We start from the raw sequence: 21,126 nt of genomic DNA, 5'->3' as shown, positions 1-21,126 counted from the left end.
GGGCAAGCCCGCTCCCACAAGAAGTGCGCAGTTCCTGAATTCAGCGCTCAACTTGTGGGAGCGGGCTTGCCCGCGAAGGGGTGCGAAGCAGCCCCAATTGCAGATTGTGGCGCTTAACTGACTGGCATTGACCTTCGGGTGCCCTTATTTCGTTGTTCGAGCCGTCACGCGTCACAGCCCGGCCTCGGCGCGATGTTCAAAGAGCCATCGGCGCTTCCGTCAGCATTTGCCGAAAGGCCTGCAAGGGCAGGGGCCGACTGTGCAGGTAGCCTTGGTAAAGGTGGCAGCCCAGACGCTCGAGGAATTGCAATTGCTCGATCATCTCGACGCCTTCGGCGATCACCGCCAGATCCAGGCTGCGCGCCATGGCGACGATGGCGCGGACGATCTCGGCATCGTTGGGGTCTTCCGGCGCGTCACGCACGAAGGATTGATCGATCTTCAGGGCATCCACGGGCAGGCGCTTGAGGTAGGTGAGGGACGAATAGCCGGTGCCGAAGTCATCCATCGCGAAACTCACGCCATAACGCTTGAGCTCACGCATCTTGTTGATGGTGTCTTCGATATTCTGGATGACGATACCTTCGGTGATCTCCAGCTTGAGCATGTGCCGAGGCAGGTCCGAGTCATCCAGGCTGCGCAATACCCGCTCGACGAAATCGTTCTGGCGGAACTGGCGGGGGCTGATGTTCACGCACAGGCTGAAATCGTCGGCGTCGATCAGGCCATCCTGCAGCATGCCCGCGCAAGCACTGCAGGCCTGCTCGAGGATCCAGCTGCCTACCTCCAGGATCAGGCCGCTTTCCTCCAGTACCTGGATGAACTGTGAAGGCTGCTGCTGGCCAAGCTGCGGGTGGTGCCAGCGCAGCAGCACTTCGGCACCGATGATATGGTTGTCGCGGGCATCCACCTGCGGCTGGAAGTGCAGGGCCAGTTCGCCCCGGGTCAGAGCCAGGCGCAGATCGTTTTCCATGCGCAGGCGCTCACTGGCAGCCTGCTGCATGGTGGTATGGAACAACTGAGTTGTATTGCGACCCGAATCCTTGGCTCGATAGAGCGCGATATCGGCGCGCTTGAGCAGGTCGGCCGGTGTCGTCCCATGGTCGGGGATGAGCGCTACGCCGATGCTGGGCGTCACCTGGAGGCGCTGGCCGTCCAGCGACATCGGTTCGGCGAGCAGCGAACGCAGGGTATCGGCCAGGTCGCGCACCTGGCCTTCCACTCGTTCGCGGCTACCTTCCAGGCCGCTGATCAGCACCACGAATTCATCGCCGCCCAGGCGCGCCACGGTGTCCTCCATGCGCACGCTGGCTTCCAGGCGGGCAGTGATGATCTTCAGCACCGTATCGCCTACCGGATGGCCCAGCGAATCGTTGATGTGCTTGAAGTGGTCAAGATCCAGGAAAAGCAGGGCGCCGCGCAGATTGTGCTGTTTGAGCAGGGCGATCTGTTGGCTCAGACGGTCCATCAGCAAAGCGCGGTTGGGCAGGTTGGTCAGGGGGTCATGGTAGGCCAGGTGACGGATCTGCGCCTGGGCATTTTTCAGCAGACTGACATCGCGGGCAGTCAGCAACAGGCAGTCGATGTCATTGAGGTTGATCGGCTCCACCGAGACTTCGACGGTCAGTATGTCACCGCGCTTGTTGCGCCCGAGCATCTCTCGATGGTGCACCCGGCCTCCGTTGACCAGATCGTTGAGCAAGGCGGCACGTTGCTTGTCATCGGCCCAGATGCCCAGTTCGTGCGCGGTAAGGCCGACCACTTCGGCTGCGCTATAGCCGGTCAGTCGGCAGAACCCATCGTTCACCTCCAGGTAGCGTCCGCTCTCGCGCTCGGTGATGGTGATGGCGTCGGGGCTCGAGTGGAAGGCCTTGGCGAACTTCTCCTCGCTGGCTTTGAGTGCCGCCTCGGCCCGCTGCTGCTGGGTGATGTCGCGCAGTGTCGTGACGCTGCAAGGTTGGCTGTCGACCGTGATCAGTCGGCTTGAAATCACGCAGGTCAGCGCGGTGCCATTGTGGTGATTGACCTGCACCGCGACATTGCTCAGGGCTTGATCGCGAATCACTCGCTCGATGCGATGGGCCCGCTCCGAAGATTCGGCCCACAGGCCGATCTCCTCGGCAGTGTGGCCGATCACTTGCTCGCTGCTCCAGCCGAAGGTCTGACTGAATGCAGGGTTGATTTCGATGAACCGGCCAGTGTCCTGGCGAGTGACGCAGATCGGGTCGGGACTGACCTGGAAGAGGCTGGCGAATTTTTCTTCGGAGGCGCTCAGCCGCTGCTCCCGCTCGACCTGTTCAGTGATGTCCAGCAAGGTCCCGGCCATGCGCAGAGGGTTGCCCTGTTCGTCCCGGTAGAGGCGGGCGCGGCTCTCTATATAGCGCGACGAACCCAGCTCCAGCTGGATCCGATAAGTGATCTGGTAGTTGCCGGCAGGCCTGTCGCGCAAACTGCGGTAAGCCTGGCGCATGGTGCTGCGCTGCTGCTCCGGAACGCCTTCGAAAAAAGCCTCGAACGAATCATGGAACGGCACCGGATCGAGCCCGTGCAGTTGCGCGGCGCGGGCCGAGCCGTAGAGCATGCCGGTGGGGATGTGCCAATCCCAGGTACCCAGCTGGGCGGAGTCCAGAGCCAGGTCCAGACGCTCCTGGCTGTCCTTGAGGGCTTGTTCGGCGCGTTTGCGTTCGGTGGTATCGACGAAGGTACTGATCAGGAAGGTGACGCCTTCGAGTTCGATCCCCTGGGTGCTGAGAATGCCGTCGTGGATCCTGCCGCTACAGGCGCGGAACTGCGCCTCCATGATCAGCGGTCCGCTGTTGTTGCGGGTCGCTTCCAGGACTTGATGGCGTTGTTCGGGATTGGCCCACAGGCCAAGCTCCAGCGTGGTCTTGCCGATCACCTGCAGGCTTGGCCAGCCGAGGATGTGCTCGAAGTGCTGGTTGACCTCGAAGATCATGCCGTCATGGCGACGGGTCAGCAGGATCACGTTAGGGCTCAGATGAAACAGGGTGGCAAAGCGTTTTTCCGAGTTGATCAGGGCGTTCTCCCGCTCGCGCTGGCGGGTGAACTCGCGGATTACGCCGATCATCTGCGCTCGGCCTTGCGGGTCGCGGGTCAGGCTGCCAGTGATTTCCAGCCAATGCAGGCTGCCGTCGGGCCAGCGGATGCGATGGCGCATGGCCCGTTCGATCGGCTCGCCGTTGAACACGGCATGGAAGGCCTGTCGGGTGCGCGCGCGATCTTCTTCTGGCAGCAGGTCCAGGTAATCGATGTCGGTGGGCAGGGGCAGGTGCGGGTCGAAGCCGAAAAGGGCCTGGGTCCCGCGCGACCAACTGACCCGCCCGGTCTCGATGTCCCATAACCACGCCCCCAGCCGCGCGCCATTGAGCGCTGTCAGCAGTTGCGGGGCGTTTTGCCAAGTCTGTTCCGACTCCTGTGGGTCTGCCGCATAGATACGCGGCAGACGCGGAAAGCGGTGTGCTGATTCTGACATCGGTTACCAGACCTTTGGCGGATGACGCGTCCCTGAAGTGGATATGCCGGACCATCGATGGATCAGGCGGCGCTTGCCTGGCTGTCGAGCAGGGCCATGAAGGCGCGCGCCGCGTTCGATAGCGTTCGTTCCGTATGCAAAATGTAGCCTAGCTTGCGCGAAAGCTGTATGCCGTTCAGGGCAATGGATGAAACCTGCTCGTCGAGCATGGTCCGCGGCAATACGCTCCACGCCAGTCCGATGGAAACCATCATCTTGATGGTCTCCAGGTAATTGGTGCTCATGGCGATGTTCGGTGTCAGCCCCTGGCTCTCGAACAGGCGCTGGACGATGTGGTGGGTGAAGGTATTGCCTCCAGGAAACACCGCCGGGTGTCGGGCAACATCGGCCAGGCCGACGGTGCTGTTGTTGGCCAAGGGGTGTTCGGGCGCCGCGACGAAATCCAGGGCGTCTTCCCATACCGTTACCGCGCTCACCAGGTGATGAGGCTCGGGAGCGAGGGTAATGACGGCTATTTCGGCCCGCCCATGGAGGATTTCGTCATAGGCCGCTTCCGAATCCATGAACTGAATATCCAGCGCGACGGCGGGATACTTGCGAGTAAATGCCCGTAGCAACGGGGGCAGGCGGTGCAGACCTATATGATGACTGGTTGCCAGGGTCAGCCGACCGGTCACTTCTCTGCTCAGGTTGGTCAGCGCGCGGCGCGTATCATCCAGAACATTGAGGATCTGATAGGCGCGCGGCAGCAGGGCGCGCCCGGCCTCGGTCAGGGTGACTTCGCGGCCCAGGCGATCGAACAGGCGGATATCCAGCTGCTGCTCGAGGCCGGCGATGCGTTTGCTGATGGCCGGCTGGGTGAGGTGAAGGCGCTCGCCCGCTCCGGAAAAGCTGCCGGTTTCCGCGATCGCCAGAAAGGCAGTCAGGTTAGCAAGATCCACGCATCGTATTCCTTGTGGTTATTCAAAGTATAAAAATTATGAATTTGAGTTATTCAATCTAACCCCATAGGATCGTCCATACAAGCCAAGGGGTTAATTGGCATAGAAACACTGATGAGGAACAGTCCGATGGCCGGCAGAACGCTCTACGACAAACTCTGGAATTCGCATGTGGTCAAGCAGCGCGACGATGGCTCGTCGCTGATCTACATCGACCGCCACATCATCCACGAAGTGACATCGCCACAGGCCTTCGAGGGTCTGCGCCTGGCGCAGCGCAAGCCATGGCGCATCGATACCAACATCGCCACGCCGGACCACAACGTGCCGACCACCCCTGAGCGCAAGGGCGGCGTCGAGGCCATCGTCGACCAGGTGTCGCGCCTGCAGGTGCAGACCCTCGATGAGAACTGCGATGAATACGGCATCGTCGAATTCAAGATGAATGACGAGCGCCAGGGCATCGTCCATGTCATCAGCCCGGAGCAGGGCGCTACCTTGCCGGGCATGACCGTGGTCTGTGGCGATTCGCACACCTCGACCCACGGCGCCTTCGGCGCGCTGGCCCACGGTATCGGCACGTCCGAGGTCGAGCATGTACTGGCCACCCAGTGCCTGGTCGCCAAGAAGATGAAGAACATGCTGGTGCGTGTCGAAGGCCAACTGGCCGTCGGCGTGACTGCCAAGGACATCGTGCTCGCGGTGATCGGCCAGATCGGTACCGCCGGCGGCAACGGTCATGCCATGGAGTTCGCGGGCAGCGCCATTCGCGACCTGTCCATGGAAGGCCGCATGACCATCTGCAACATGTCCATCGAAGCCGGTGCGCGTGTTGGCTTGGTGGCCACCGACGAAAAGACCGTGAAATACGTCGAAGGTCGTCCCTACTCGCCGAAGGGCGCGCACTGGGCGCAGGCGGTCGAGGCCTGGAAGGACCTGGTGTCCGACGAAGACGCTGTATTCGACACCGTGGTCGAGCTCGATGCCGCGCGGATCAAGCCGCAGGTCAGCTGGGGCACCTCGCCCGAGATGGTCCTGGCCGTCGACCAGCGTGTGCCGGATCCGGCTGCCGAACCGGATCTGGTCAAGCGTGGTTCGATCGAGCGTGCGCTCAAGTACATGGGCCTCAGCGCCAACCAGGCGATCACCGATATTCGCCTCGACCGCGTGTTCATTGGCTCCTGCACCAACTCGCGCATCGAAGACCTGCGTGCCGCGGCGGAGATCGCCAAGGGACGCAAGGTCTGCGCGACCGTCAAGCAGGCGATCGTCGTGCCGGGCTCGGGCCTGGTCAAGGCCCAGGCGGAACGTGAAGGTCTGGACAAGATCTTCCTGGAAGCCGGTTTCGAATGGCGCGAACCAGGCTGCTCCATGTGTCTGGCGATGAACCCGGATCGCCTCGAAAGCGGCGAGCACTGCGCGTCGACTTCCAACCGCAACTTCGAAGGTCGTCAGGGCGCCGGTGGTCGTACCCACCTGGTCAGCCCGGCCATGGCCGCCGCTGCGGCGGTAACCGGTCACTTCATCGATGTCCGCGAATTGATCCAAGGGAGCGCAGCATGAAAGCCTTCACCCAGCACATTGGCCTTGTCGCGCCGTTGGATCGTGCCAACGTCGATACCGACCAGATCATCCCCAAGCAGTTTCTCAAGTCGATCAAGCGCACCGGTTTCGGCCCCAACCTGTTCGACGAGTGGCGTTACCTGGACGTCGGCCAGCCGTATCAGGACAACAGCAAGCGCCCCTTGAACAACGAATTCGTGCTCAACCACGAGCGTTACCAGGGCGCCAGCGTGCTGCTGGCGCGGGAGAACTTCGGTTGCGGTTCCAGCCGCGAGCATGCGCCGTGGGCACTGGATGAATACGGTTTCCGCAGCGTCATCGCACCAAGCTTTGCCGACATCTTCTTCAACAACAGTTTCAAGAACGGTTTGCTGCCGATCATCCTCGACGATGAGGAAGTCGACGAATTGTTCAAGCAGGTCGAGGCCACCCCGGGCTACCAGCTGACCATCGACTTGCAGGCACAGGCCGTGACTCGCCCCGATGGCAAGGTACTGCATTTCGAGATCGACGCCTTCCGCAAGCACTGCCTGCTCAACGGCCTGGACGACATCGGCCTGACCCTGCAGGACGCCGAAGCCATCAATGCCTTCGAGGGCAAGCACCGCGCCAGCCAGCCTTGGCTGTTCCGCGACGCGTGATCGGGCCATCCCGGCAGTTGCCTGCCACGCGATAGAACCTTTGACGAGCGGCCTTGCAAGGCCGCCGGAACGGCCGTGATTCGGCCGCCTGGCGGCCTGCTCGGTACCAGGGAGTACGCCCGAATGACCAGCACCACCCATACCGATGTGGTCCAGCGCCAGTTTGGCGAGCAGGCCAATGCCTACCTCAGCAGCGCCGTGCATGCCCAAGGCAGCGAATTTGCCTTGCTTCAGGCCGAACTGACAGGGCGCGCCGATGCCCGACTGCTGGACTTGGGCTGCGGTGCCGGGCACGTCAGCTTTCATGTCGCGCCGTTGGTCGCGGAGGTAGTGGCCTACGATTTGTCGCAGGCAATGCTCGAGGTGGTCTCCGGCGCAGCCGCCGAACGGGGTCTTGGCAACATTTCCACTGAGTGTGGCGCCGCTGAACGCCTGCCGTTCGCCGATGCCAGCTTCGACTTCGTCTTCAGCCGCTATTCGGCTCACCATTGGAGTGACCTGGGCCAAGCCCTGCGCGAAGTGCGCCGCGTGCTCAAGCCCGGCGGCGTGGCGGCCTTCGTCGATGTGATGTCACCCGGCAGCCCGCTGCTCGACACGTACCTGCAAAGTGTCGAAGTGTTGCGCGATACCAGCCACGTGCGCGATTACTCTGCCGGCGAATGGCTGCGTCAGGTCAGCGAGGCAGGTCTGTTCGTGCGTAATCACACCCGCCAGCGCCTGCGCCTGGAATACAGGTCCTGGGTCGAACGCATGCGCACGCCGGCGCCGATGCGCCAGGCCATTCGCGAATTGCAACAGGCCATGGGCGAAGAAGTGCGGCAGTATTACCAGATCGAAGCCGACGGTTCGTTCAGCACCGACGTGCTGGTCCTGTGGGCCGAACGCTAATAGTTACCGGCGGGCCGAACAGGCTCGCCGCTTGAATGGATAGAGGAAAGCATGAGCAAGCAGATTCTGATTCTCCCAGGTGACGGTATCGGTCCGGAAATCATGGCCGAGGCGGTCAAGGTGCTGGAACTGGCCAACGACAGGTTCGAGCTGGACTTGAGCCTGGAGCACGACGTGATCGGCGGCGCCGCCATCGACAAGCATGGCGTACCGCTGGCCGACGAGACCCTGGAGCGCGCACGCAAGGCCGATGCCGTGCTGCTCGGTGCGGTCGGTGGTCCGAAGTGGGACAAGATCGAGCGCGACATCCGTCCCGAGCGCGGCCTGCTCAAGATTCGCTCGCAACTGGGCCTGTTCGCCAACCTGCGCCCGGCGATCCTCTATCCGCAATTGGCCGATGCGTCGTCGCTGAAACCGGAAATCGTTGCCGGCCTCGACATCCTCATCGTTCGCGAACTGACCGGCGGCATCTACTTCGGCGCGCCACGCGGCAGCCGCGAGCTCGAAGGCGGCGAGCGCCAGGCCTACGACACCCTGCCGTACAGCGAGAGCGAAATCCGCCGTATCGCCCGAGTCGGCTTCGACATGGCCCGTGTTCGTGGCAAGAAGCTGTGCTCGGTGGACAAGGCCAACGTCCTGGCCTCCAGCCAGCTGTGGCGCGAAGTGGTCGAGGAAGTGGCCAAGGACTACCCGGATGTGGAACTGAGCCACATGTACGTCGACAACGCCGCCATGCAGCTGGTGCGCGCGCCCAAGCAGTTCGACGTGGTGGTAACGGACAACATGTTCGGTGACATTCTGTCGGATGAGGCTTCCATGCTGACCGGCTCCATCGGCATGCTGCCTTCTGCGTCCCTGGATGCCGACAACAAAGGCATGTACGAGCCTTGTCACGGTTCGGCGCCGGACATCGCCGGCCAGGGTATCGCCAACCCGTTGGCAACCATCCTGTCGGTCTCGATGATGCTGCGCTACAGCTTCAACCAGCATGCCGCCGCCGATGCCATCGAGCAGGCCGTCAGTCGAGTCCTGGATCAAGGGCTGCGCACTGGCGACATCTGGTCGGCGGAGTGCAGCAAGGTCGGTACGCAGGAAATGGGCGACGCAGTAGTCGCGGCCCTGCGGAATCTGTAATCTCTTTGGCCCGCTACCGTTCTCAACCCGGGTAGCGGCCCACTTTTAGCGAAGGTGTAGTTGCGATGAAACGTGTAGGTCTGATCGGTTGGCGCGGCATGGTTGGTTCTGTGCTCATGCAGCGGATGCTGGAAGAGCAGGACTTCGATCTTATCGAGCCGGTGTTCTTCACTACCTCCAACGTGGGTGGCCAGGGCCCTGCGGTGGGCAAGGAAATTGCTCCGCTCAAGGACGCCTACAACATCGAAGAGCTCAAGACCCTCGATGTGATCCTGACCTGCCAGGGTGGCGACTACACCAATGAAGTCTTCCCCAAGCTGCGCGAAGCCGGCTGGCAAGGCTACTGGATCGATGCCGCTTCCAGCCTGCGCATGCAGGATGACGCCGTGATCGTGCTGGACCCGGTCAACCGCAGGGTGATCGACCAGCAACTCGATGCCGGCACCAAGAACTACATCGGTGGCAACTGCACGGTCAGCCTGATGCTGATGGGCCTGGGTGGTCTGTTCGAAGCCGGCCTGGTCGAGTGGATGAGCGCCATGACCTACCAGGCCGCCTCCGGCGCCGGCGCCCAGAACATGCGCGAACTGATTCGGCAGATGGGCGCGACCCAGGCCGCGGTCGCCGACGAACTGGCGAACCCGGCCAGCGCCATCCTCGATATCGACCGCAAGGTTGCCGAGGCCATGCGCGGTGAAGCCTTCCCGACCGACAACTTCGGTGTTCCACTGGCTGGCAGCCTGATTCCGTGGATCGACAAGGAGCTGCCCAACGGTCAGAGCCGCGAGGAATGGAAAGCCCAGGCGGAAACCAACAAGATCCTCGGCCGCTTCAAGAGCCCTATCCCGGTCGACGGTATCTGCGTGCGCATCGGCGCCATGCGTTGCCACAGCCAGGCGCTGACCATCAAGCTCAACAAGGATGTGCCGCTGGCCGATATCGAAGGCATGATCAGCCAGCACAACCCTTGGGTGAAGCTGGTGCCGAACCAGCGCGAGATCAGCATGCAGGAACTGACCCCGACCAAGGTCACAGGCACCTTGAATGTTCCGGTCGGTCGTCTGCGCAAGATGAACATGGGTTCCCAGTACCTGGGCGCCTTCACCGTTGGCGATCAATTGCTGTGGGGCGCGGCCGAGCCGCTGCGGCGCATGCTGCGGATCCTGCTGGAGCGGTGATCGACGCTGCCTGACCCGAAAACCCGCGCTGTTACCAGCGCGGGTTTTTTTATTCTCCACGGATGCCGGAAAACCGATGGATCCAGGACGACATGCGCCTGCTCCAATTCCGAACCGCCAGCGTTGGCCTGGTCCGGCAATCCGAGTAAAGTGCGTTCCCCCTGTTCTGCCCGAGGCATCGTTCATGACCCAGACTTTCGATATCGCCGTCATTGGCGCCACCGGCACCGTGGGTGAGACCCTGGTACAGATCCTCGAGGAAGTCGCTTTCCCCATCGGCACCTTGCACCTGCTCGCCAGCCAGGCATCGGCAGGCAGTTCGGTGACCTTCAAGGGCAAGAACCTGCGCGTGCGTGCGGTCGAGGACTTCGATTTCAGCCTGGTCAGGCTGGCCTTCTTCAGTGCCGGGCCCGCCGCGACCCGCAGTTTTGCGCCAAGAGCGCAGGCCGCAGGGTGCGCGGTGATCGACCTGTCCGGTGACCTGTCGGCGCAACAGGCGCCCGCTATCGTGCCGGAAGCCAACGCACAGAGAATGGAGACGCTGGTGCCGCCGCTACAGGTGGTCAGCCCCAGCGCGGGCGCCGTGGCATTGGCTGTGGCACTTGCGCCGATCAAGCACCTTCTCGATCTGGAGCGCGTGCAGGTAACGGCATGCCTGGCCATTTCCGCGCGAGGGCGCGAAGCGGTGGGCGAACTGGCGCGACAGACCGCCGAACTGCTCAATGCGCGCCCCCTGGAGCCCCGTTTCTTTGATCGTCAGGTCGCTTTCAATGTGCTGCCGCAGGTGGGCGATTGCGACGCCCAGGGACACGGTGCGCTTGAGCGGCGCCTGGTCAGCGAGCTGCGCGAGGTGCTTGGAATGCCGACATTGAAGATTTCCGTAACCTGCATTCAAGTCCCGGTATTTTTCGGCGATAGCTACAGTGTCGCGCTGCAGAGCCGTCGGCCGGTCGATCTGGCTGCGGTGAACGCTGCCCTGGAGGCGGCCGAGAGCATCGAGTTGGTCGAGCCGGACGACTATCCGACCCCGGTCGGCGACGCAGTCGGGCAGGACGTGGTCTATGTTGGTCGTGTACGTCGTGGTATTGATGAGGACGAGCAGCTGAACCTGTGGCTGACTACCGACAACGTGCGTAAGGGCGCGGCGCTCAACGCCGTGCAAGTGGCGCAGTTGTTGATAAAACACAAGGTGTAAAAGATACTGGCCAGCAATTTTGTCCTATAGCAGTGCCTGGGTTTTGGGACGGTTCATACAAGGGAAGGGTCATGCTTCGAATTCGCAAACTGGTTCTGGCGATAGCCACGGCCTCGGCGCTGTCATCCGGCATGGCGAACGCTCTCGGGTTGGGTGAGTTGACCCTGAGGTCCGCGCAGGGCGAGCCGCTGGATGCCGAGATCGAGTTGCTCGACGTGCGTGACCTCACGGCTGCCGAAGTGGCGCCAAGCCTTGCGCCGCCCGAGGAGTTCGTCAGAGCCGGAGTGGCGCTGCCGCCCTATCTCGAGGACCTGACCTTCACGCCGGTGATCATTCCCAATGGCAAGAGCGTGCTGCGCGTGACCTCCAGCGCGCCGCTGCCAGGGCCCGTGGTCAAGTTCCTGGTCCAGGTCATGTGGCCCCAGGGTCGCCTGCTGCGCGACTATAGCGTGCCGCTCGACCAGGCCAAGGCCCAGGGCGCGCAGCCGGGCACGGGTATCGCGCCTGCCGTGAGCAACGCCGGCACCTATACCACCCAGCGCCGCGATACCTTGTGGCAGATCGCGGCACGCCACAGCCAGGGCGGATCGGTCCAGCAGACCATGGTGGCGATCCAGGCCTTGAACCCCGACGCTTTCATCGGCAACAACATCAATCAGCTCAAGGTCGGAGAGGTCCTGCGCCTGCCCGACCAGCAGCAGATCCAAAGCATTCCCCAGGGCGAGGCCGTCACCGAGGTAGCCGAGCAGTACGCCGCCTGGCGCGCGGGCCGACGTCTCGGGCCGCGGGCCAGACAGCTCGATGCTACCCGGCGCAGCACGGCCGATTCCGCGCCTGCGCAGATCGCCCAGCCCGATAACTTGCGACTGGTCGCGCCAAGCACCCAGGCAGAGGCCGGCAATGCCAAGGCCGTCAGCGACCAGTTGGCCGTGGCCCAGGAAAGCCTCGACACCACTCGGCGCGACAACGAAGAATTGAAAAGCCGCCTGGCCGACCTGCAGAGTCAGCTGGACAAGCTGCAGCGCCTGATCGAACTGAAAAACGACCAGCTCGCCCGGCTCCAGGCGCAAGACCCCGACGCGGCAGTGGCCGCCACCTTGCCCGGCGAACCGGCTATTGGCCAGCCGCTGCCCGCGGCGCCGTTGGCGACCGCCGAGCCGGTCATCGATCCGGCCCCGGCCGCTGTCGATACCGCACCGCAAGACGCAGCGCAGACTCCACCCGTAATCGTGCCCGACGCGGCGCCAGCCGATGTCGGCGCCGCGCAGGAGAAAAGTGTGCTGGACGAGCTGCTGGGCAGCCCGTTGCTGCTTTGGCTGATCGCCGGCTCGACCTTCCTGGTACTGCTGCTCCTGCTGTTGATCCTGGCCCGCAAGCGCAAGGCCCAGCAGGAAGCCGAGAAGCATCTGCGCATGGCCCGTGCCCTTGCCGAGGAGGGCGAGCCGGACTTGTCCCTGGACGTGCCGCTTGGCGGCTTCGACGAGCTCGATACGCCCTCCACCAGCGTCAAGCTGTCGCCCGCCGTGGTAGCCGCTTCCGCAGCGGCGGCGGTGGCTGCCGAAAGAGCGCAAGCGCCCGCGCCCGTGGTGGCGCCACCCGTCGTACAGGATGACAGCGAAAAGGTGCTGCTCGAGGCCGAAATCGCTATCGCTCAAGGCCGTTACAACCATGCCGCCGAATTGCTGGAGCCGGCCGTCGCGGCCGAGCCGCAGCGCAGCGACCTGCGTTTGAAGCTGATGGAGGTCAATGCCCTTCAGGGTGATCGAGATAGCTTCACGGCTCAGGAGCGCCAGTTGCAGGCCAACGGCGCCAATGCCACCGAGGTCGCGGCGCTCAAGGAGCGCTTCCCGGCGATGCTTGGTGTTGCTGCGGCCGGCGTGGGGGCCGCGGCCCTGGCTGCGGAGCTGGATGAGCAGTATGTCCAGAAACTGTTGGACGAACAGCAAGAGCAACTGGCGGCAGACGAGTCGTCCGCCGAACCGGTCGATGATCCTTTCGACGCGCTGGATTTCCCTTCCGACTTCGCCAGCCCGCAAGATGACGAGCTGGAAGGCGCATTCGACCTGAGCCTCGCAGACAACGCGCAGGTAGAGCCTGCGCCTGCGGTGGCCCCGCAGCCAGCCCCTGTGCCTGACGCGACCACGCCGATCGATCCGCCAGTGATTGCAGCTGCCGAGCCTGTGGTTGCCGAAGACGATGCCGATGCCGATTTCGAGGCCTTGCTGGCTCAGGCCCAGGCCGAAGCGCAGGCGCCGGATGGCCTGGACGACTTCGATCTGGATGTCGGCGAGCCCTCGGCCCAGGAGTCTGTTCGCGAGACGCCGGTGGATGTCGAAGAGGAACTGGCGGCGTTCGATGCCGAGCCTGATTTCGCGCCGATCAGCGATGATCCACTGTCCGAGGACTTCGACCTGTCCTTGTCCCTGGACGATGAAACACCCGCCGACAAGCGTTTCGCATCGGAACTCGACGAGGTCAACAGCGAACTGGATACGCTGTCGCAGAACTTCGGTTCCGCACCAGCGGAGCCGCGATTCGATGAGCTGGACGCTGTCAAGGCTGCCGAGTCGGAGCCGGTACCCGAACCGGAGCCCCAGGACGACCTGGACTTCGATTTCTTCTCGGGTGCCGATGAGGTCACCACCAAGCTCGACCTGGCGCGTGCCTACATCGACATGGGCGATCATCAGGGCGCCCGTGACATCCTCGACGAGGTGGTCAAGGACGGCGACGACACCCAGCGCGAGGAAGCGCAGGACATGCTCTCGCGACTGGTCTGATAGCGGTCGGCATCGATCGGGCGCGTGTAGCGACGCGCCATCGTCCATCCGACAACGGTGGCCCAATGCCAGTCAGTCAGGGAATGTTATTCGATTGGAATGCTGGAGCTTGGCCTTCGCCTTCTAGGTCTTTCGTGATGCTGATGGCCTCGTCGCGGGGCAAGCCCGCACGCCACCGGTAGCGTGCTTTAGTCACACCACGTACCGGTGGCGAGCGGGCTTGCCCCGCGACGAGGCCATCAGCATCCACAAAAAATTCAAGAACTGCCAAATGAGCTCCAGCCTGTGAAAAAACGAATGTTTTTTCTTGGCTGATCGGGATTGGCACTCGCAGCCGCTGTTGTCTTTATAATGGCCGCCTCCGATCTTCATTCGACAGGCTTGGTTTTACTTGGACATCATCGATAACGACGCGGCCGAATCGGCGGCCGAGGGCTATACCCGCATCGCCTTGGGCGTTGAATACAAAGGCGCCCGGTACCGCGGCTGGCAGCGTCAGTCCAGTGGCGTGCCCAGTGTCCAGCAGAAGCTCGAGGAGGCCCTGTCGCGGGTCGCCGACTCACCCATCACCGTGCTCTGCGCGGGACGTACCGACGCCGGCGTGCATGCCAGCGGGCAGGTCGTGCATTTCGATACACAGGCGATCCGTGACGAGCGGGCCTGGACCATGGGTACCAATTTCAACCTGCCTCACGACATCAGTGTCGCCTGGGCCCAGGCAGTACCGCAGCATTTCCATGCGCGCTTCAAGGCAATGGCCCGGCGTTACCGCTATGTGATCTACAACGACCCGGTGCGTCCGGCGCACCTGGGCGAAGAAGTGACCTGGAATCACCGTCCGCTGGATATCGAGCGCATGGCCGAAGCGGCCGAAGTGCTGCTCGGAACCCATGACTTCAGCGCGTTCCGCGCCAGCCAGTGCCAGGCCAAGTCGCCTGTCAAGCACATCTATCACCTGCGCGTCACCCGCCATGGCCGGATGATCGTGCTGGACATTCGCGCCACGGCGTTCCTGCACCACATGGTGCGCAACATCGCCGGGGTCCTGATGGCCATCGGCAGTGGCGAGCGCCCGGTCGCCTGGATACGCGAAGTGCTTGAAGGACGCGACCGACGCCATGGCGGAGTGACCGCTCATCCGTATGGCCTGTACCTGGTGCAGGTGGAATATCCCGAAGAATTCGTCCTGCCGAGTCGTTATATCGGTCCACATTTTCTCACCGGCTACGAAGCCTTGTCGGCTGACGCCCCGCACGTCATTTGCTAACATCCGGGACTTTGCCGATCACTTGAGGTTCGCCGACCGTGAGCATCGTTCGCAGCAAGATCTGTGGGATTACCCGACTCGAGGATGCCCTGGTCGCCGTCGAGGCGGGCGCCGATGCGCTGGGCTTCGTGTTCTATGCCAGGAGCCCACGGGCCGTCGAGGCACGGCAGGTTCGGGACATCATCGCCGCGTTGCCACCCTTCGTGACCACCGTGGGCCTGTTCGTCAACGCCAGCCGCTGCGAGCTCAACGAAATCCTCGAGGTGGTCCCGCTCGATCTGCTGCAGTTCCACGGTGATGAAGCGCCCGCCGACTGCGAAGGCTATCATCGTCCCTGGATCAAGGCGCTGAGAGTGCGTCCCGGCGACGACCTCGAAGCGGCTTGTCGTCTCTATGCCGGCGCCAGCGGGATTCTCCTTGACACCTATGTGGCAGGCGTACCCGGCGGTACCGGCGAGGCGTTCGACTGGTCGCTGGTGCCGGCGCGCCTGTCCAAGCCGATCATTCTCGCTGGCGGGCTGACGGCCGGCAACGTCGGTGACGCCATTCGTCAGGTGCGCCCCTTTGCCGTGGATGTGAGCGGTGGAGTCGAACAGGCCAAGGGCATCAAGGATCCCGCCAAGGTCGAGGCATTCGTGCATGCGGTGAGGCAGGCGTGACGGCAGATGTGACGGCTGGCGGCGCGCCATCGTCCATAACGTTCGCAGCCCGTGGCTGCCAGGCCATGCCGAGGGGTGGCCGATAGAAGCCGGTGGCGCCCAGGGCGCCACCCTACAGTTGACGATGGCACGGTAGCCAGCAGTATCGCCGCGTGCGGGCTCTCTGGGCCGGTCCATCATCGTTTCATAGAAGAATGTGAGCTCAAGGGCAGAGGCGAGGTCTGGCAGACCGGATCCGCCGCCTGCCGATACTGGAGAAAGAAAGCATGAGCAACTGGTTGGTAGACAAACTGATCCCATCGATCATGCGTTCCGAGGTCAAGAAGAGCTCGGTGCCCGAGGGCCTGTGGCACAAATGCCCGTCCTGCGAGGCCGTGCTGTATCGTCCGGAGCTTGAAAAGACCCTCGACGTCTGTCCCAAGTGCAACCACCACATGCGTATCGGTGCTCGTGCCCGTATCGACATCTTCCTCGACGCCGAAGGGCGCGCCGAGCTGGGTGCCGACCTGGAGCCGGTCGATCGCCTCAAATTCCGTGACGGCAAGAAGTACAAGGATCGCATCGTCGGTGCACAGAAGCAGACGGGCGAGAAGGACGCGCTGGTATCGGTCAGCGGTACCCTGATGGGCATGCCGATCGTCGTCAGCGCCTTCGAGTTCTCCTTCATGGGCGGGTCCATGGGTGCCATCGTCGGCGAGCGCTTCGTACGTGCCGCCAACTACGCCCTGGAAAACCGTTGTCCGATGGTGTGCTTCTCCGCGTCCGGTGGCGCACGCATGCAGGAAGCATTGATTTCCCTGATGCAGATGGCCAAGACCTCCGCCGTGCTGGCCCGCCTGCGCGAAGAAGGCATTCCGTTCATCTCCGTGCTGACCGATCCGGTCTATGGTGGCGTGTCCGCGAGTCTGGCGATGCTCGGTGACGTGATCGTCGGCGAGCCGAAGGCGCTGATCGGCTTTGCCGGTCCACGCGTCATCGAACAGACCGTGCGCGAAAAACTTCCGGAAGGTTTCCAGCGCAGCGAATTCCTGCTGGAGCACGGCGCAATCGACCTGATCATCTCGCGCGAAGAGCTGCGTCCTCGTCTGGCGCGCCTGCTGGCGCAGATGACCGGTCAGCCGACCCCTCGGATGGACCTGGAGGCGGCAGACGTCGCGCCATGAGCCAACGGACCCTGGGCGAGTGGCTCGCCTACCTCGAGCAACTGCATCCGTCGGCCATCGACATGGGGCTGGCTCGTTCGCAGCAGGTGTTCGAGCGCCTTGGGCCGGGCAGGCTGGCGCCTCGCGTGGTGACGGTTACCGGCACCAACGGCAAGGGGTCGACCTGTGCGTTCATGGCGTCCCTGCTGCGCGCCCAGGGACTGAAAGTCGGCGTGTACAGCTCGCCGCACCTGCTGCGCTACAACGAACGGGTCAGCATCGATGGTCGCGAAGCCAGCGATGCCCAGCTGTGCGAGGCCTTTGCCGCCGTGGAGGCCGCGCGCGGCGAGGTCTCCCTGACCTATTTCGAGATGGGTACCCTCGCGGCCTTCTGGCTGTTCAGGCAGTCGGCGCTGGATGCGGTGGTGCTCGAAGTCGGCCTGGGCGGGCGTCTGGATACGGTCAACCTGGTAGATGCCGACCTGGCGCTGGTGACCAGTATCGGTGTCGACCATGCCGATTACCTGGGCGATACCCGCGAGTCGGTTGCCTTCGAGAAAGCCGGTATCTTCCGCGCAGGCGCGCCGGCCCTGTGTGGCGATCTCGATCCGCCACAGCCCTTGCTGGACAAGGTCGAGCAACTGGCATGTCCGTTCTTCCTGCGCGGCCATGCCTTCGACCTGGTCATCGCCGATGATCGCTGGCAGTGGCGGGGCGTCGATGCGACCGGTCAGGCCGTCGAGTTGCGTGACCTGCCGCTGCTGGACCTGCCGATGGAAAACGCCGCGCTGGCGTTGCAGGCCTTCCTGCTTACCGATGTACCCTGGGAAGCGGACCGGGTCCGCCAGGCATTGCTCGACACGCGCGTCACCGGCCGCCTGGATCGCCGCACCCTGATCTTCCGGGGCACCCCGTTGTCATTGCTGCTCGATGTGGGCCACAACCCCCACGCCGCCGTGTATCTGGCGCGCCGCCTGGCTGCGCGTCCCATCGCGGGCCGTCGCCTGGCTGTCTTCGGTCTGCTGGCCGACAAGGACCTGGAGGGCGTTATCGAACCCTTGCAGGCGTTGGTCGATGAGTGGGCCGTGGCGCCCCTTGATACTCCGCGTTCCCGTCCTGCCACGGAACTGCACGATGCCTTGGCGAACCTCGGCGCTGTGGTGAAGTCCTATGCCAGCGTCGAGGCTGCCCTTGAGGGGCAGTGCGCGCAGGCGACGGCGGATGATCAGATCCTGCTGTTCGGTTCGTTTTTCTGTGTCGGCCAGGCATTGCAGTGGCTCGAACGGCAAGCCGCGGAGGGTGGGGCAGATGGCAGTGCTGGATAAGGTAATGAAACAGCGCATGGTCGGGGCGTTGGTGCTGGTGGCGCTGGCGGTGATCTTCCTGCCGATGCTCTTCACTCGTCAGGACGAAATGCGCCAGGTACAGGTGGACGCGCCTCAGGCGCCGGCCATGCCTAGCCCGCCCCAGGTGCAGGTCGAGCCCGTCCAGGTGCCCGAGCCGCAAGTGCTGGCAGAGGCCGAGGCGCAGCCCGAGCAAGCTCCCGTGGTGATCGACGAATCCACGGCCCCGGTCGCGCCGCCAAGTCAGCCGATCTCTCCGGCGCCCCAGGCGCAGGCCTCGGCCGGCAAGTCGACGGGGCCCGCGGCCAAGGCGCCGGCGCCGGCGTCTCCGCCTGCTGCCACGGCGAGCGCGTCGAAGCCCGCGCAGTCGTCCAAGGTCGATGGCAATGGCCTGCCGGTGAGCTGGTCCATCCAGTTGGCCAGCCTGTCCAATCGCACGGGCGCCGACAATCTGCAAAAAGCGTTGCGCAGTCAGGGCTACAATGCCTACATCCGCTCGGCCGGCGGCATGAACAGAGTTTTCGTCGGGCCTGTGATCGAGCGCGCCGAGGCCGAGCGCCTGCGGGACGTGATCAATCGCCAGCAGAAGCTCAAGGGGTTTGTCGTACGCTTCCAGCCGGAGCGCGGCTGACGCACGCCTGGGCTCATGCCCGGGCTTGTAGACGTGGAACAGGGACAGACGCACGAAGTCATGCAGGGCAGGGCGCGGCCATACGGTCTCCACAGACTGGTATTACGGCTTACCCCCGGCCTGCCGCTCTGGTAAAATGCGCCGCCTTATCCGTTCGCAGGCAGCAACGTGGCATTTACCTGGGTCGATTGGGCGATCATCGCGATCATCGCCGTTTCATCGTTGATCAGTCTCAAGCGCGGCTTCGTCAAGGAGGCCCTGTCCTTGCTCACCTGGATCATTGCCGGTGCGGTTGCCTGGATGTTCGGCGGATCGCTGTCGCAGTACCTGGAAAGCTATATCCAGACGCCTTCGGCGCGCATTATCGCGGGTTGTGCCATTCTGTTCGTCGCCACCCTGCTGGTGGGAGCCATGGTCAATTTTCTCATCGGCGAGCTGATCCGGGTGACCGGGCTGTCCGGCACCGACCGTTTCCTCGGCATGGCCTTCGGTGCCGCGCGCGGGGGGTTGCTGGTCGTGGTAGCCGTCGGCCTGTTGAGCCTGGGGCCGGTGCAGCAGGATCCCTGGTGGCAGGAATCACGCCTGTTGCCACAATTTCTATTGGTCGCCGACTGGTCGAAGAACCTTATCCTGGGTATGACCGGCCAGTGGATGTCCAGTGGGGTCGGCGTACCCGCTGATCTTCCGTTCAAGGAACAGTTGCTCGGGCCTTCCACGCCTTGAGTACTCTTCACTCAAGTTTCATCAAAGTAGGGGTTGCGTCGCATGTGTGGCATCGTCGGTATCGTCGGTAAGTCGAACGTCAATCAGGCGCTGTATGACGCGCTTACGGTCCTCCAGCACCGCGGCCAGGACGCTGCCGGTATCGTGACCAGCCATGACGGCCGGTTATTCCTGCGCAAGGACAATGGTCTGGTGCGCGATGTTTTCCAGCAGCGGCACATGCAGCGGCTGGTCGGGCACATGGGTATCGGTCATGTGCGCTACCCGACCGCGGGCAGCTCGACCTCGGCCGAGGCGCAGCCGTTCTACGTCAACTCGCCTTATGGCATCACCCTGGCGCACAACGGCAACCTGACCAACGTCGAGCAGTTGGCCAAGGAAATCTTCGAGTCGGACCTGCGCCACGTCAATACCAACTCCGACTCCGAAGTCCTGCTCAACGTGTTCGCCCACGAGCTGGCGGTGCGCGGCAAGCTGCAACCGACCGAGGAAGACGTGTTCGCCGCGGTTTCCCATGTCCATGACCGCTGCGTCGGTGGTTATGCGGTAGTGGCCATGGTGACCGGCTACGGTATCGTCGGCTTCCGCGATCCCCACGGCATCCGTCCGATCGTCTTCGGCCAGCGTCATACCGACGAAGGCGTCGAGTACATGATCGCGTCCGAAAGCGTGGCCCTGGACGTGCTCGGCTTCACCCTGATCCGTGACCTGGCCCCGGGCGAAGCGGTCTACATCACCGAAGAAGGCCAGCTGCACACTCGTCAGTGCGCCAAGGCGCCAGAGCTCAAGCCGTGCATCTTCGAGCACGTCTACCTGGCCCGTCCGGACTCGATCATGGACGGTGTGTCGGTGTACAAGGCGCGCCTGCGCATGGGCGAGAAGCTGGCCGAGAAGATCCAGCGCGAGCGTCCCGAGCACGACATCGACGTGGTCATCCCGATCCCGGACACCAGCCGTACGGCCGCGCTGGAGCTGGCCAACCACCTGGGCGTGAAATTCCGCGAAGGTTTCGTCAAGAACCGTTATATCGGCCGGACCTTCATCATGCCGGGCCAGGCCGCGCGCAAGAAGTCGGTGCGCCAGAAGCTCAATGCCATCGAGCTCGAGTTCCGTGGCAAGAACGTGATGCTGGTGGACGATTCCATCGTCCGTGGTACCACCTGCAAGCAGATCATCCAGATGGCTCGCGAAGCGGGGGCGAAGAATGTCTACTTCTGCTCCGCGGCGCCTGCCGTGCGTTACCCCAACGTCTACGGCATCGACATGCCGAGTGTCCACGAACTGATCGCCCACAACCGTACCACCGAACAGGTGGCCGAGTTGATCGGTGCCGACTGGCTGATCTATCAGGACCTGCCGGACCTGATCGAGTCGGTCGGTGGTGGCAAGATCAAGATCGAGCAATTCGATTGCGCGGTATTCGACGGCCAATACGTGACCGGCGATATCGACGAGGCCTACCTCGAGCGCATTGAGCAATCGCGCAACGATTTGGCCAAGGTCAAGAACCAGGCCGTCAGCGCGATCATCGACCTCTACAACAATTGA

At 63.3% G+C, this 21,126-nt stretch carries 16 protein-coding genes; 14 read left to right on the top strand and 2 right to left on the bottom strand.

Annotation, left to right across the window (positions count from 1 at the left end; translation table 11 throughout):
• Positions 1 to 196: 196 nt before the first annotated feature.
• Positions 197 to 3,493: an EAL domain-containing protein gene (locus G7009_RS10485; protein WP_181129936.1), complete on the bottom strand. Its 3,297-nt coding sequence runs from the start codon at positions 3,491 to 3,493 to the stop codon at positions 197 to 199.
• 62 nt (positions 3,494 to 3,555) lie between these two features.
• The gene (locus tag G7009_RS10480) at positions 3,556 to 4,434 is read right to left on the bottom strand and encodes a LysR family transcriptional regulator (protein WP_181129934.1); all 879 of its coding nucleotides are present in this window, start codon (positions 4,432 to 4,434) and stop codon (positions 3,556 to 3,558) included.
• Positions 4,435 to 4,563: 129 nt separating this feature from the next.
• Between G7009_RS10480 and leuC the strand changes: the two genes are divergently transcribed.
• The 14 genes from leuC to purF all read left to right on the top strand — a co-directional run bounded on the left by leuC (position 4,564) and on the right by purF (position 21,126).
• Positions 4,564 to 5,997, top strand: coding sequence for a 3-isopropylmalate dehydratase large subunit (gene leuC / locus G7009_RS10475; protein WP_181129932.1), 1,434 nt, complete (start codon positions 4,564 to 4,566; stop codon positions 5,995 to 5,997).
• Entirely contained in the window at positions 5,994 to 6,638 is a 645-nt protein-coding gene (gene leuD, locus G7009_RS10470) for a 3-isopropylmalate dehydratase small subunit (RefSeq protein ID WP_181129929.1), read from the top strand. The genes leuC and leuD overlap by 4 nt, the downstream gene beginning before the upstream one ends.
• A 123-nt stretch (positions 6,639 to 6,761) precedes the next feature.
• Positions 6,762 to 7,526 carry a class I SAM-dependent methyltransferase gene (locus tag G7009_RS10465; RefSeq protein WP_181129927.1) on the top strand — a complete coding sequence of 255 codons (765 nt, stop codon included), beginning with the start codon at positions 6,762 to 6,764 and terminating at the stop codon, positions 7,524 to 7,526.
• Positions 7,527 to 7,577: 51 nt separating this feature from the next.
• On the top strand, positions 7,578 to 8,660 hold the full coding sequence (gene leuB / locus G7009_RS10460) for a 3-isopropylmalate dehydrogenase (protein ID WP_181129925.1): 1,083 nt from the start codon (positions 7,578 to 7,580) through the stop codon (positions 8,658 to 8,660).
• Between the two features lie 65 nt (positions 8,661 to 8,725).
• Entirely contained in the window at positions 8,726 to 9,838 is a 1,113-nt protein-coding gene (gene asd, locus G7009_RS10455) for an aspartate-semialdehyde dehydrogenase (protein ID WP_181129923.1), read from the top strand.
• Positions 9,839 to 10,022: 184 nt separating this feature from the next.
• Entirely contained in the window at positions 10,023 to 11,033 is a 1,011-nt protein-coding gene (locus G7009_RS10450) for an aspartate-semialdehyde dehydrogenase (protein ID WP_181129921.1), read from the top strand.
• A 71-nt stretch (positions 11,034 to 11,104) separates the two neighbouring features.
• Positions 11,105 to 13,813 (top strand): FimV/HubP family polar landmark protein, encoded by a 2,709-nt coding sequence (locus G7009_RS10445; protein WP_181129919.1) that lies wholly within the window; start codon positions 11,105 to 11,107, stop codon positions 13,811 to 13,813.
• A gap of 391 nt (positions 13,814 to 14,204) precedes the next feature.
• A complete protein-coding gene (gene truA, locus G7009_RS10440) occupies positions 14,205 to 15,080 on the top strand; it encodes a tRNA pseudouridine(38-40) synthase TruA (RefSeq protein WP_181129918.1) in 876 nt (291 codons plus the stop codon).
• A 38-nt stretch (positions 15,081 to 15,118) separates the two neighbouring features.
• Complete coding sequence (locus G7009_RS10435) at positions 15,119 to 15,739, top strand: phosphoribosylanthranilate isomerase (RefSeq protein ID WP_181129917.1); 621 nt, start codon at positions 15,119 to 15,121, stop codon at positions 15,737 to 15,739.
• 266 nt (positions 15,740 to 16,005) lie between these two features.
• A complete protein-coding gene (gene accD / locus G7009_RS10430) occupies positions 16,006 to 16,902 on the top strand; it encodes an acetyl-CoA carboxylase, carboxyltransferase subunit beta (RefSeq protein WP_181129915.1) in 897 nt (298 codons plus the stop codon).
• Positions 16,899 to 18,206: a bifunctional tetrahydrofolate synthase/dihydrofolate synthase gene (folC, locus tag G7009_RS10425; protein WP_181129913.1), complete on the top strand. Its 1,308-nt coding sequence runs from the start codon at positions 16,899 to 16,901 to the stop codon at positions 18,204 to 18,206. The genes accD and folC overlap by 4 nt, the downstream gene beginning before the upstream one ends.
• Entirely contained in the window at positions 18,190 to 18,855 is a 666-nt protein-coding gene (locus G7009_RS10420; protein ID WP_181129911.1) for an SPOR domain-containing protein, read from the top strand. Before folC ends, G7009_RS10420 begins: the two co-directional genes overlap by 17 nt.
• Positions 18,856 to 19,023: 168 nt before the next feature.
• Positions 19,024 to 19,578 carry a CvpA family protein gene (locus G7009_RS10415; protein ID WP_181129909.1) on the top strand — a complete coding sequence of 185 codons (555 nt, stop codon included), beginning with the start codon at positions 19,024 to 19,026 and terminating at the stop codon, positions 19,576 to 19,578.
• 42 nt (positions 19,579 to 19,620) lie between these two features.
• A complete protein-coding gene (gene purF / locus G7009_RS10410) occupies positions 19,621 to 21,126 on the top strand; it encodes an amidophosphoribosyltransferase (protein ID WP_181129907.1) in 1,506 nt (501 codons plus the stop codon).

Source organism: Pseudomonas capeferrum, assembly GCF_013523055.1.
Lineage (GTDB): Bacteria > Pseudomonadota > Gammaproteobacteria > Pseudomonadales > Pseudomonadaceae > Aquipseudomonas > Aquipseudomonas capeferrum_A.
This window is presented reverse-complemented; position numbering and strand designations above follow the sequence as displayed.

What these genes read in the sequence shown, in the direction of transcription:
- purF (WP_181129907.1), top strand. Translation starts at nt 19,621, where the DNA reads ATGTGTGGCATCGTCGGTATCGTCGGTAAGTCGAACGTCAATCAGGCG.
- leuC (WP_181129932.1), top strand. Translation starts at nt 4,564, where the DNA reads ATGGCCGGCAGAACGCTCTACGACAAACTCTGGAATTCGCATGTGGTC.
- G7009_RS10465 (WP_181129927.1), top strand. Translation starts at nt 6,762, where the DNA reads ATGACCAGCACCACCCATACCGATGTGGTCCAGCGCCAGTTTGGCGAG.
- folC (WP_181129913.1), top strand. Translation starts at nt 16,899, where the DNA reads ATGAGCCAACGGACCCTGGGCGAGTGGCTCGCCTACCTCGAGCAACTG.
- asd (WP_181129923.1), top strand. Translation starts at nt 8,726, where the DNA reads ATGAAACGTGTAGGTCTGATCGGTTGGCGCGGCATGGTTGGTTCTGTG.
- accD (WP_181129915.1), top strand. Translation starts at nt 16,006, where the DNA reads ATGAGCAACTGGTTGGTAGACAAACTGATCCCATCGATCATGCGTTCC.
- G7009_RS10485 (WP_181129936.1), bottom strand. Translation starts at nt 3,493, where the DNA reads ATGTCAGAATCAGCACACCGCTTTCCGCGTCTGCCGCGTATCTATGCG.
- G7009_RS10445 (WP_181129919.1), top strand. Translation starts at nt 11,105, where the DNA reads ATGCTTCGAATTCGCAAACTGGTTCTGGCGATAGCCACGGCCTCGGCG.
- G7009_RS10450 (WP_181129921.1), top strand. Translation starts at nt 10,023, where the DNA reads ATGACCCAGACTTTCGATATCGCCGTCATTGGCGCCACCGGCACCGTG.
- leuB (WP_181129925.1), top strand. Translation starts at nt 7,578, where the DNA reads ATGAGCAAGCAGATTCTGATTCTCCCAGGTGACGGTATCGGTCCGGAA.
- G7009_RS10420 (WP_181129911.1), top strand. Translation starts at nt 18,190, where the DNA reads ATGGCAGTGCTGGATAAGGTAATGAAACAGCGCATGGTCGGGGCGTTG.
- leuD (WP_181129929.1), top strand. Translation starts at nt 5,994, where the DNA reads ATGAAAGCCTTCACCCAGCACATTGGCCTTGTCGCGCCGTTGGATCGT.